This window comes from Pseudovibrio sp. Ad37, assembly GCF_001623075.1.
In the GTDB taxonomy this organism is placed as follows: Bacteria; Pseudomonadota; Alphaproteobacteria; order Rhizobiales; family Stappiaceae; genus Pseudovibrio.
The window spans coordinates 167,485-180,023 of sequence record NZ_LMCF01000024.1 but is presented as its reverse complement, the minus strand read 5'-3'; the positions used below and the strand labels follow the sequence as shown (position 1 = coordinate 180,023).

The window sequence follows — 12,539 nt, the reverse complement described above, 5'->3', positions numbered from 1 at the left end:
GATTGCGTATGTCGGGCCATGGGATGAAGAAGAATGCAGGACGCCGTGCTGTCCTCATGTACTTTAGGTACCCTATTCTAGCTGCAGGGCTTGCAGTTGGAACCTTTGCTGCATCTCCAGTTGCGTTGCAGGATATTCCGGCACTGACCGGAAACCTCGACGAGGAAACGCCGCGATGGATGCAATCTGTCTCCGCACGGGATAGTCAGAAATTTGCAAAGTACTTCGTAGCTCCTGAGAAGAAAACTCCACAGCGCCATGCGGTGAACCGCACCGGTAAGAGTGATATGCTCGTCACTACTCTGCCGAGCCGTGTTGTGGCTTTCATTCAAAATGCAGGCAAACCGAAGAGCTCCGACAGATTTGTTTCCCAGCTCCCGCAAATGGCTTTCAACGGCCATTACGGCGGAGATGCGCTGGCTGGACTTGCCGACAACAATGGGCAGGCCGACACGTCACCACTTGGCAAGGCAGCGCGCCGTGCAGCACTGGCAGCTCGCAAACAGATTGCGCAGAAGACAGTTAAGCCAGCGACGCTTTCCATCGCCAAGCAAAACGAAATTGCTTTGGCAACCGCTTATGCTCCAGCAACACCGCAAACCAACAAAGCACCGTTTGATGCGCTGTTGAGCAAGCCTAAAGTTTCGATTACGCCTTCCGGCAAGCCAAGACTTTCAGACAAAGAGCTGGCCTCTACTTCAGAGACCAATCCGCACTGGTGGTACATGCGCCAGTTGCCGAGCTCTGTGAGAAAATCCAAGAAAGAAATGCGCTGTCTGGCTGAGGCGATCTATTTTGAAGCGCGCAGTGAACCACGTGAGGGGCAGATTGCCGTTGCGCAGGTTGTTCTCAACCGTCTGAAAAACCCGGCTTACCCGAACACGGTGTGCGGTGTAGTTTATCAGAACAAAGGCATGAAGAACGCCTGCCAGTTCTCCTTCGCCTGCGATGGCATTCCTGAGCGTGTGACTGAAGCTGGTCCATGGGCCAAAGCGAAGAAGATCGCGCAGCAAATCGTAAAGGGTGAAGTGAGCATTCCAGCTGTGGACGCCTCCACTCATTACCATGCAACTTATGTTCACCCGAACTGGGCACCGACCATGCAGCGTAAAAAGCGCATTGGTAAGCACATCTTCTACAAGACCTATCGAGGTGGCTGGAGCTAATCCACGACCTCATATGTGAGAGAATTTTGGTGGCCTGACCGCTCCAATATTTAACCCCGCACCAGCGATTGGCTGATGCGGGGTTTCTTTTTGCCTTAAGAGCACGACGCGTTCATTTACATTTACAGAACGCGCGCTCACATCCTTGCTGGAGCGAATTCGTGCCGCTGGATTAGATCCAATCAAACGGAATGCGCTCTAGAAGAGTGTGCCTGCTTTACTCGACTTCCACGATTGTGCGTCCGCGCACCTGCCCTTTTAGAAGCTTGGCGGCACGTTCTTCGACATCTGCCAGTTTGATGGTCTCTGACAGGGTGTCCAGCTTGGCGAGGTCAAGATCTTGCACAAGACGGCGATAAGCCTGTTCGCGAAGAGCCATTGGCGCCATTACGGAATCCACGCCGAGCAGAGCAACACCGCGTAGGATGAATGGCATGACGGATGCTGGAAGATCCATGCCCTGAGCAAGACCACACGCAGCAACAGCGCCGCCGTAGTTGGTCTGTGCCAGCAGGTTTGCAAGTGTGTGGTTGCCCGCAACATCAACCGCGCCAGCCCAGCGTTCTTTGCCAAGTGGTTTGCCTTTTTCAACCAGCTCAGCTCGATCGAGCACTTCTGTTGCGCCGAGGCCTTTGAGGAAGTCAGCTTCCTCGGTGCGCCCTGTGAAGGCGATGGTTTCGAAGCCGAGTTTAGAGAGCAGGCTGATTGCAACTGATCCAACACCACCGGATGCACCAGAGACCGCGATCGGACCGTGATCCGGTGTCAGGCCGTATTTCTCCAGCGCCATCACACAGAGCATGGCTGTGTAACCTGCGGTGCCAATGGCGGCTGCACGGGCGGCTGAGATTTCTTCCGGGCGATGCAGAACGCATTCAGACTTCAAGCGGGCGACTTGCGCGTAGGCGCCGGTGTGAACTTCACCGACACCGTAGCCGTTGAGGAGAACCTGATCGCCCGGTTTGAAGCGGTCGCTTTGACTGGTGAGCACTTCGCCAACCACATCAATACCCGGCACCATGGGGAACTTGCGGGTGATGCCCGGTGCGCCTGCGAGGGCCATCCCATCTTTGTAGTTGATGGTGGTGTGCGTGACTTTGACCGTCACGTCTCCTGCAGAGAGCTGATCAACGGTCACCTTGTTCCATTTGGCAGGCAGTGGCTTACGGCCGCTTTCATCTGCTTCAATCCAAAGGGCATCAAACTCGCTCATGGCCAATCCTTCTCGCCAATTCATGTTGCATGAAAGCTGGCAGAAGGAAGGCCATAAGGCAAGAAAATAACGCTAGGCAATATTCCGGTGTAACACACTGACAAACCTAGCTAGTTCACCCAATAGGCGTCTTACGCAGGCTTAGCTACCAGACGCCCTGCTGTGGCAGACTGTTCACGGATTGGCCAGTGCACGATGGCCGCGAAAATACCGAGTGCGATTCCGAGCCACCAGATGGCATCGTAGTTGCCGCTGCGCTCATAAAGCACACCGCCCAGATACACTCCCAGGAAGGAGCCAATCTGGTGAGAGAAGAACACGATGCCGAACAGCGTTCCCATATAACGCGGGCCAAACATGACAGCGACGAGCCCTGAAGTTGGCGGAACGGTGGAGAGCCACAGAATGCCCATGGTGGCTGCGAAGATCAGTGTCGACATCTCTGAGATTGGTAGTGTGATGTAAAGCGTGATTGCGATGGCGCGGGCCAGATAGATGAAGGAGAGCAGATACTGCTTCGGCACACGAGACCCCAACACACCGGAGGACATGGACCCAACAATGTTGAACAGGCCGATCAAAGCCAGCGCCCAGGCACCGACGGAGACATCAAAGCCCTGATCCACAATGAAGGTCGGCATGTGCACGGTGATGAAAGCCACGTGGAAGCCGCAGACGAAAAAGCCGAAGACCAGCAGGATGTAGTCTCTGGTTTTGAAGGCCAGACCCAATGTCTGAGACAGGGTCATGTTGTCCTGCGGGTTGGCAGAGCTGCCAGCAGCTGGAGCTGCGGAACGGCCACGCAGGATATAAGCGAACAGGGGCACGATGGCGACGACAGCTGCCATATAGATCAGTGCGCTGGACCAGCCATAGTTTTCGATCAGGCCCAGGCCCAGCGGTGCAAAGAGAAACTGGCCGAAGGAGCTGGCAGCTGTACCCATACCAAAGGCGATACCGTGATATTTGGGCTGAACAGACCGGGCGAAGGCTGCCAGAACAAGCGAGAAGGATGTGAAGGCGACACCCAGACCGATCAAAACACCTGCGGAGACCTGCAACAAGAGTGGCGTGTCTGACAGGCTCATAAGATAAAGGCCGATGGCGTAGATGATCGCGCCGAGTACCAGAGTTCTTCCTGTGCCGAATTTATCTGCCATCATACCAGCGAAAGGCTGTGCAACGCCCCAAACGAGGTTTTGAAGTGCCAGCGCAAAGGCAAACACATCCCTGCCCCAACCAAACTCTGAGGACATAGGCGTCAGGAACAAGCCCAGAGTTGCCCGTGGTCCAAACGAGAGAATGCCGATGATACATCCGCTGATAATAAGGAGCGGGACATTAGGGCCGCGCCGGACAGAGGATTGGTTCTCGACCTGGGTCGCTTGAGACATGCAATTTCCTTTCCTGCATCCGGCAGAGAGTTTCGACCAGACGCTGGACCAATGGTGTCCGTTTTTCGCTGAGCAGCGGGGAGTAATCAGGTTTAATCTAATTTTCCGTTCTGCAATAATTGAAAATACTTAGGTCATCCATCAGCAATTGGAATGAGTTTTTATCCCTAAGGCATTTTGCTTTAAAGCCCTCTCTGATCAAACGCAGGCATATGTGAGAATACTAATATATTTCAAATTGCTAGCGAAACTGGCGGAGTCGCTTGACTTTGATTTGGGTCCTGACCTAATTCCCCCGTCAACATTTAGGGGCCGACCATGACCTACTCATTTTCTTTCGGAAAAACACTCGCAGCAGGCCTGCTTGCCTTTGCTGTAAGCGCACCTTTGACAGCTTCTGCGCAGGACGATGTGCAAAGCCAGGCTGAGCTGACTGCACGCGTTGAAAAGCATGCACCTGCCAAAGAGCTTTACATCAAGGACCGTCCAATCCTCGGCTGGAAGATCACTGGCGACACATTGGCAGACCTGCCAGAAGCGATCCGTGGCCCGTTGGGTTCTGTAGATTCCACCAGCTACGATGATGCTTACATCGCAAAGAATGTAGGTTCTGTTGTTGCGCTGCAAATGAGCAAGACTGGCCCTGATTTTTACGTGATTGGCAAAGAGACCTTCACCTCCAAGTATGAGATGGTTGGTCTGGAAGACGTCGCTGCGAAAAACACCCGCCTTGTAAAACGTCTGGATATGGCTCCAGAGGTTTTGGCGCTGTTTACTGCAAAAGACGCAGGCTTGACAGGAGCGCTGAAGACCGTTCCTGTTGAGATGGTTCGCATGTCTGCCATCGGTTATGTCCCAACTGCTGAAGTGATCATTCAATCTCCATGGGGCACACAGACCAAGCCTGCTGATCAGGATGGCTTCCTCGTGTTCGACAGCGGTGAAAACCAGTACTACATGGTCAATCAGGGCGCTGATGGTAACCCATCCAGCTACGTCCCAGCCAAGTAAGAGCCCTTTTCGGCTCTCAAGTGATTTGCGCCCGGCATTTTCCCAGATGGATGAAAATGTCGGGCTTTTCTCATTTGTACCCTGCAAATTTAGGAAATTAAGTGATTACTCAGTAAGGCTAAATCGAGCTTAAACGCAGCAATCATATGCATCCGGCAAAAGAATAGGTTGTCGACGCGAGGGAAGAGGTCTATAAAAACTCAAAATGAGCATAAGGGTTGGCATCGGCGTTGTCGCCGTGTTTTTATAAGTCCCTTATACTCACATTGAGTATAATCCGGTTTCAAACCGGCAGAATAAGGGATAGCGCATGTCCGCCACGACTACAGTCGCTGAAACAGGTAGCCTTGCTGTCAACGACATTACTGCCGGCATTGATGGTGCTGCTGTTCAAAAACAGTACGTGCCTTTGGAGCGTCCAGACCTTGCCTACACGCCTGAGGTCGCAGAAGCGACAGCAGAAGCCTATGAGAAGGTAAAGGACTTCATTCCTGCGATTGAATGGGCTGCTCTTGCTCCGTTGATTTTTGCGATCAACAAGGTGAAGAAAGACCGCGACGCCGTTATTCTGGCGCACAATTATATGACCCCGGATATCTTCCACGGTGTGGCTGATATTGTTGGCGACAGCCTGCAGCTGGCGAAAGAAGCTGCGAAGACTGAATCTCAGGTTATCGTTCAGTGCGGTGTGCACTTCATGGCTGAGACCTCCAAAATTCTGTCTCCGGAAAAGACCGTTTTGATCCCGGATATGGATGCAGGTTGCTCCCTTGCAGAATCCATTACAGGTGCAGATGTACGAAAGCTGCGCGAAGCCAATCCGGGCGTTCCGATCATCACCTATGTAAACACCTCCGCTGATGTGAAAGCTGAGTGCGATATTTGTTGCACCTCTTCCAACGCGGCGCAGGTTGTTGAAGCCATGGGCACTGACAAGGTGCTGCTGATCCCTGATCAGTACCTTGCAGCCAACGTCAACAACCAGACTGATGTTGACGTGCTGACCTATGCTGGTTCCTGCGAAGTGCATGAGCGCTTTACGGCGGAAGAGCTGCGCGACTACCGTGCCATTGACCCTGATGTGAAGATCATCGCGCACCCTGAGTGCCCGCCGGAAGTTGTTGCAGAAGCTGACTTTGCTGGCTCAACCTCTCATATGGTCGACTGGGTGAAGAACAACAGCCCTGAGAAGGTGATGATGATCACCGAGTGCTCCATGGCGGACAATGTTGCCTCCTCTACACCGGGCGTCAACTACATCCGCCCATGTAACTTGTGCCCACACATGAAGCGCATCACCCTCACCAAAATTCTGGACTGTTTGCTCGATATGTCTGGTGAAGTGATTGTTGATGAAAGTGTGGCGGATCGCGCTCGCGCCTCCGTAGAACGCATGATCAACTTGAAGAACTAGAGGCTTTCGTGTAGCTGGCATATTGAAAAGTCTTCAGTGCACCCTGCTGCCTTTAACGGCAGCGGGCCTTTTAGATCAGGTCCCCATAGTCTGGAATAATCTCTGAAATGTCTCAGTTCGGTTCTTCTCTCGCCCCTGCTGTTGCCCTGAACGGCGTGGATGATGTTGTAATCTTAGGTGGTGGCCTTGCTGGCCTGTTTTGCGCGCTCAAGCTTGCGCCGCGGCCAGTGACCATTGTGACCAACGCGCCGATTGGTGGTGGCACCTCATCTGCATGGGCACAAGGCGGCATTGCTGCTGCTGTGGCCGAGGGCGATCACCACTCCGCCCATACGCAGGATACGCTGACGGCAGGCGACGGCATTTGCGAAGAAGCCATTGTTGAAGGCATGACACGTGAAGCATCTGACCGCATTCACGATCTGCTGGGTTATGGCGTGCCCTTTGACAAAGACCTTGCTGGCAAACTGGCCCTTTCCCGCGAAGCTGCCCACTCCAGCCACCGTGTTGTGCGTGTGCGTGGTGACATGGCTGGCGAAGCCATTATGCAGGCGCTTGTTGATGCGGCCTACAAGACGCCGTCTATCCGCATCATCGAAGGATACATTGGTTGTCAGCTGATCGCGGAAGGTCGTTATGTTACCGGCATAACGGCTCGTCGTCGTGGTGGGACGCAGCGCATTACCATTCCTGCGAAAGCTGTGGTGTTGGCCTCCGGTGGTGTTGGCCATCTTTACTCGACAACCACCAATCCGGGTGAAGCAAACGGACATGGCCTTGCGATGGCTGCCCGTGCAGGTGCGCTGGTTTCTGACGCTGAGTTTGTTCAATTCCACCCAACAGCTCTCAATGTTGAGCAGGACCCTGCTCCGCTTGCAAGTGAAGCGATCCGCGGTGATGGTGCGATCCTCGTCAACAATGACGGTCATCGCTTTATGGATGGCATCCATCCTGATCTTGAGCTGGCCCCTCGTGATATTGTTGCGCGCGCGATCCATACAGAACTTGCGGCTGGCTGTGGTGCTTTCCTTGATTGCCGAGAGGCCATTGGGGCAAGCTTCCCTGAGCACTTTACCCGCGTTTATGCAGCCTGCGAGAAGGCTGGTATTGATCCGATCAATGGTTTGATCCCTGTTGCTCCGGCAGCACATTACCACATGGGTGGTGTTCTGACCGATGCCTCTGGTCGTACCTCTGTCGACAACCTTTGGGCAGCTGGTGAAGTTGCGGCGACGGGCGCCCATGGTGCCAATCGTCTGGCATCCAACTCTTTGCTTGAAGCTGTTGTGTTTGCAGGTCGCATTGCAGAAGACATTCAGGCTCTCATGCCGCATCACCGCGTGCATCATTGGGCTGAAATCGATGATGTTGATGATCAGGCCTCCACACGCAACCCGCAGGAACGTGCAGTCGTTTCCATGGTTCGTTCTGCTATGTCCCGCCATGTTGGTGTGGTTCGTGATGCAGAAGGGCTGACAAGGACGCTTGCACGGTTGCAGAACGCTGAGACGCTGTGCCGCCGCGACTCCATCCTCAACATGGTGATTGCAGCCAAGCTGATTACAGGCTCCGCTCTGCTTCGCGAAGAAAGCCGTGGCGGTCATTTCCGTTCTGACTTCCCGCAGAAGGCGGAGGCTGCCAAGCGCTCCTTTGTGAAGCTTGCACAAATTGAGAAGCTGGCGAGCAAGGCTGCTGCCAGCGATGTTGGCCAGCGGGCCGTTGAAGAGGAAGATATGCTATGAGCCGCCCATCTTCATTGCCCGAGCTTTCGTTGATCATGGTGGATGATGCCGTCAAAGCTGCTTTGCTTGAGGACTTTGGCCGCGCAGGTGACATCACCTCGCAAGCGACTATTCCGGCTGATGCTGTTGCCACGGGTGTGATTGCGGCTCGTAAGGATGGCGTGCTGGCTGGCATTGATCTGGCTCTTTCCGCGTTTCGTCAGGTTGATCCTACTCTCGATGTTAGCGTGCTGGCGCAGGACGGGGATAAGTTGGAGCCGGGTACCATTATCGCCCGCATTCACGGTCCCGCTCGTGCACTGCTGGAAGCGGAACGTGTGGCTCTCAACTTTTTGAGCCATCTTTCGGGCATTGCGAGCGCTACGAACGCATTTCAACGCAAAATTTCACATACCAACGCAAAAGTGGTTTGCACCCGAAAAACAACTCCGGGACTGCGTAGTTTCGAGAAGTATGCGGTGCGCTGTGGCGGCGGTATGAACCACCGCTTTGGTCTGGATGATGCGATCCTGATTAAGGACAATCACATCGCCGTTGCAGGTGGTGTTGTTCCCGCGATTGAGAGCGCTCGTGCTTTTGCCGGACACCTTGTGCGCATTGAGGTTGAAGTGGATACACTCGTCCAGCTGAAGGAAGTCCTGACCGCAAAGCCTGATGTGGTGATGCTGGACAATATGGGGCCTGGTCTTTTGAGGCAGGCGGTTGAGATCAACAAGGGTCAAGCTGTGCTGGAAGCGTCTGGTACGATTACGCTTTCGACCATTCAGGCGATTGCCGAAGCTGGCGTTGATATCATCTCATCCGGCTGGATCACGCACTCCGCTCCTATTCTGGATCTGGGGCTCGATATTGAGATCGGCTGAATGTTAAGCCATTACTCAGCGAAGACAAAATTCCCCGCAATTGGCTAAACTTGCGGGGGCAGATCAATGTCTACACGATTTATCATCTCTGCCAGCTCCTCCCAACCCTGAGTTTTTTCAGAGCAAAATACTATTCCAACACCCTTGAACCTCATAAAAGTAGTCCCGGGCAAGACTAGTGTCCCCCGGCCTAGGCATGCACTCCACGGGGAATTTTTCTCATTAAAAAACAGAAACTTATAATACACACCATACTCATCAAAACTGATCCTTACAAAGAAAGCTAGATAAGTTAGGAAGAAACCCGGAACGACCAAAGGCCCTCCCAAAAACAGCAGGAAAACCGGGGAATCTAAAAAAATAATTAGAATGTAAATTGCTAGAACGAGAGAAAGCAGAGCGAGTATCTTATAGTAAATGGAATAGCGCAGGTACGTGCGCATTCCGAGTTTTATACCGCCCTTCTTTGTCTGGTAAGCAGGGTATAAAACGCAAAGCGCAACAAACAACCATCCCATCCAATCACGCAGTTCATGCCAATCGCGCAGCTCTTCCAACTGGTAATCCCTAAAAGAAAAAGCCTCCCCAAATCAGGAGAGGCTTTTGAAAAAACTACATGTTTGGATAGTTCGGTCCGCCTGTGCCTTCCGGAACGGTCCAGGTGATGTTGCCGTTCGGGTCTTTGATGTCACAGGTCTTACAGTGAACGCAGTTTTGAGCATTGATCTGGAAGCGAGGTGGTTCGCCGTTTTCTTCTACCCACTCATACACACCAGCGGGACAATAACGGTTCGACGGACCAGCGTAGACATCGTGCTCGGAAAGCTTCTGCAAAGTCTCGTCGCGCAGCTTCAGATGGATCGGCTGGTCTTCCTCGTGGTTGGTGTTTGAGAGGAAGACAGAGGACAGCTTGTCGAAGGAGATCTTCCCGTCTGGTTTCGGGTAAATGATCTTCTTGCAATCCTTCGCTGGCTTCAGGCTCGCAGCATCGGTTTTGCCATGTTTCATGGTGCCGAAGAAGGAGAAGCCCATCAGCTCGTTGGTCCACATGTCGAGGCCACCGAAGACCATGCCCAGCAAGCTGCCAAACTTGGTCTGCAATGGTTTTACATTGCGTACCTTCCAGAGATCCTTGCCGATTTCGGAATTGCGCCATGCGCCGTCGAACTGATCCAGCTCTTCGTGTGCTTCACCACGGCCCAGCGATTCAACGACCATATCCGCTGCCATAATACCGGAGAGAACGGCGTTGTGAGAGCCTTTGATGCGCGGAACGTTGACGAAGCCAGCGGAACACCCGATGAGAAGGCCACCTGGGAAAGACAGCTTCGGTACGGACTGATATCCCCCTTCGGAGATAGCACGTGCACCGTACGAAATGCGCTTACCACCTTCAAAGACGTCCTTCACACCCGCATGGGTTTTGAAACGCTGGAATTCATCAAACGGAGACATATACGGGTTCTGGTAGTTGAGGTTGACAACAAACCCAACGGCAACCTGATTGTCTTCCAGATGGTAAAGGAAAGAGCCGCCCTGAGTTTTTCCGTCCAGCGGCCAACCCATGGAGTGCTGAACCAGACCCGGCTTATGCTTGGATGGGTCTACTTCCCACAGCTCTTTGATGCCAATACCGAATTTCGGATGGTCACTGTCGCGGTCAAGGTCGAACTTGTCTACTAGCGTCTTCGCAAGCGAGCCACGGACACCTTCGGCGATCAACGTGTACTTGCCGAGCAGCGCCATGCCGCGCATGTAGCCATCTTTATGAGACCCATCACGCGCAACGCCCAAATCGCCCGTTGCAACACCGATCACCTTGCCTGCATCATCGTAAAGCACTTCAGCAGCTGCGAAGCCTGGATAGATTTCCACACCGAGCGCTTCTGCTCTTTCTGCAAGCCAGCGACAGACATTGCCCAGAGACACGATGTAATTGCCGTGGTTGTTCATGAGCTTCGGCATCAGGAAGTTTGGCAGACGAAGGGAACCTGCAGGGCCAAGCAGATTGAAATGGTCTGCTGTGACAGGTGTCTTGATCGGAGCACTCTCGTCTTCACGCCAGTCAGGGATCAGGCGATCGATGCCAATTGGATCAATCACGGCGCCAGACAGAATATGAGCGCCAACTTCAGAGCCCTTTTCGAGCACGACGACGGAGACTTCCTCTCCCTTCTCCGCAGCCTGCTGCTTAATCCGGATTGCCGCTGATAGACCTGCAGGACCACCACCTACAACCACAACGTCGAATTCCATGGATTCGCGCTCTGCCAGAGTTTCCCCTTCAGACATAGTATTCTCCCTTTACACTTTATCCACTTCATTTCGCGTCAAATGATGTGGCAGCGCATTATTTTCCAGCACCTCAAGTGTCAAAACTTTATTTAGTCTCTGTGTAATTGAGCGGATACTATAGCGCAATGCGTTTTAAGGTGCATTCCGTCAGGTACCCCAGCAAAAAAACTATCTACACCTTAAGGAATTATTGTAATTTCCCCAAGTTAACGTGAACCACTTTACACTGTTCCCCATTGAGTTAGCTCATTCTCGTTTTTCTATTGGACAGTTGCGCTTTCATGATGAATATAGGGCGGACTGGGCTGCTGCCCATCCATGGTGCATTGCAAAAGAGTTATTCCCTTTTGCCTGTGCCGATCTGTGTGCCACAACTAGTAAATGGCTATGTCTGAAGTTCCTGTCGCAAATGCCGCCGAGCTGGAGGCTTATCTGGAGTTTTTAAGCGCTGTCGGCGTCGACTGTGCGTTGGAAGATGCTCCAGTGGACCGCTTTGCGCAAACTCAGAGCCAGATGGAAAAGCAGGTGCAGGCCCGCCCTGCTCCGCAGCAGAACATCGCTCCAGTCAGTTCGTTCAGCGCACCAGAGCCAGCGCCGTCACAGTCCAAAAACCTCAGCGTTTCGCCTGCCGAAATGGCACGAAACCTGCGCGAGAATGGCGTTTCTGCAGACGACAAGCAGAAAGCGAAGCAGATTCTGGAGCGGCAGCGTGCTGCCAAGGAAGCCGCTATCACGACATCTACGCCGACTGCGGCGACAGACGCGAATGCTGTTATTCCGAATGCAGAAACAGTTGGTTCGGCCAGAACCGCAGCGGGTTCAGCACAGTCTCTTGATGAGCTACGGAAAATCCTTGCTGGTTTTGAAGGCTGTAATCTGCGGCTGACGGCAAAGAACCTTGTGTTTGGGGACGGAAGTTCCAAAGCACGCATCATGTTTGTTGGCGAAGCTCCAGGACGCGAAGAGGACATTCAGGGCGTGCCGTTCGTGGGGCGTTCGGGTCACCTGCTGGACCGGATGTTGAAAGCTGCCGGACTTGACCGGTCAATGGTTTACATTGCCAACGTGGTTCCATGGCGTCCACCGGGAAACCGCACCCCTACCCCGCATGAAACTGAGATTTGCCGTCCATTTATTCAGCGGCAGATTGAGCTGGTTGATCCGGAGATTGTTGTTTTCCTCGGTGCGGCCTCTGCCAAGACGCTCAGCGGTGCCCGTGACGGTATTCGCAAGTTGCGTGGGAAATGGCTGAGCTATGGCGGCGAGGGTACTCAGCGCAAGGCGATTGCGACTTATCACCCTGCGTATCTTCTGCGCAGCCCTGCTGAGAAAAGATATGCCTGGCGAGACATGCTCCAGATTCGTGCCGAGCTTGAAACAACCGAGTAATCCCCGCTGTTTTGATTAGGCTCTCTGAGTTCTTAAGGTGTAGATTTGTTAT

Annotated in this window: 10 protein-coding genes; 6 read left to right on the top strand and 4 right to left on the bottom strand. The window is 53.3% G+C overall.

Annotated elements, in window-relative coordinates; translation table 11 throughout:
• Positions 1-8: 8 nt before the first annotated feature.
• Positions 9-1,166, top strand: coding sequence for a cell wall hydrolase (locus PsAD37_RS07155; protein WP_063295549.1), 1,158 nt, complete (start codon positions 9-11; stop codon positions 1,164-1,166).
• Between the two features lie 217 nt (positions 1,167-1,383).
• On the opposite strand, the gene PsAD37_RS07150 is transcribed toward PsAD37_RS07155, so the two are convergent.
• The gene (locus tag PsAD37_RS07150) at positions 1,384-2,403 is read right to left on the bottom strand and encodes an MDR family oxidoreductase (protein ID WP_063295548.1); all 1,020 of its coding nucleotides are present in this window, start codon (positions 2,401-2,403) and stop codon (positions 1,384-1,386) included.
• Between the two features lie 107 nt (positions 2,404-2,510).
• Positions 2,511-3,773, bottom strand: a complete 1,263-nt coding sequence (locus tag PsAD37_RS07145) for an MFS transporter (RefSeq protein ID WP_063295547.1) — start codon at positions 3,771-3,773, stop codon at positions 2,511-2,513.
• 318 nt (positions 3,774-4,091) lie between these two features.
• Between PsAD37_RS07145 and PsAD37_RS07140 the strand changes: the two genes are divergently transcribed.
• The 4 genes from PsAD37_RS07140 to nadC all read left to right on the top strand — a co-directional run bounded on the left by PsAD37_RS07140 (position 4,092) and on the right by nadC (position 8,803).
• The gene (locus tag PsAD37_RS07140) at positions 4,092-4,784 is read left to right on the top strand and encodes a hypothetical protein (protein ID WP_063295546.1); all 693 of its coding nucleotides are present in this window, start codon (positions 4,092-4,094) and stop codon (positions 4,782-4,784) included.
• 310 nt (positions 4,785-5,094) lie between these two features.
• Positions 5,095-6,198, top strand: coding sequence for a quinolinate synthase NadA (nadA, locus tag PsAD37_RS07135; protein WP_063295545.1), 1,104 nt, complete (start codon positions 5,095-5,097; stop codon positions 6,196-6,198).
• Positions 6,199-6,305: 107 nt separating this feature from the next.
• Positions 6,306-7,940, top strand: coding sequence for an L-aspartate oxidase (locus PsAD37_RS07130; RefSeq protein WP_063295544.1), 1,635 nt, complete (start codon positions 6,306-6,308; stop codon positions 7,938-7,940).
• Positions 7,937-8,803: a carboxylating nicotinate-nucleotide diphosphorylase gene (gene nadC, locus PsAD37_RS07125; protein ID WP_063295543.1), complete on the top strand. Its 867-nt coding sequence runs from the start codon at positions 7,937-7,939 to the stop codon at positions 8,801-8,803. The genes PsAD37_RS07130 and nadC overlap by 4 nt, the downstream gene beginning before the upstream one ends.
• A gap of 44 nt (positions 8,804-8,847) precedes the next feature.
• Here the strand turns inward: nadC and PsAD37_RS07120 are convergent, their stop codons facing one another.
• The gene (locus tag PsAD37_RS07120; protein ID WP_153039687.1) at positions 8,848-9,360 is read right to left on the bottom strand and encodes a hypothetical protein; all 513 of its coding nucleotides are present in this window, start codon (positions 9,358-9,360) and stop codon (positions 8,848-8,850) included.
• A 55-nt stretch (positions 9,361-9,415) separates the two neighbouring features.
• Complete coding sequence (locus PsAD37_RS07115; RefSeq protein WP_063295541.1) at positions 9,416-11,095, bottom strand: electron transfer flavoprotein-ubiquinone oxidoreductase; 1,680 nt, start codon at positions 11,093-11,095, stop codon at positions 9,416-9,418.
• A 390-nt stretch (positions 11,096-11,485) separates the two neighbouring features.
• Here PsAD37_RS07115 and PsAD37_RS07110 point away from each other — a divergent pair, with 390 nt between their 5' ends.
• Positions 11,486-12,487, top strand: a complete 1,002-nt coding sequence (locus PsAD37_RS07110; protein ID WP_208991744.1) for a uracil-DNA glycosylase family protein — start codon at positions 11,486-11,488, stop codon at positions 12,485-12,487.
• Positions 12,488-12,539: the final 52 nt, after the last annotated feature.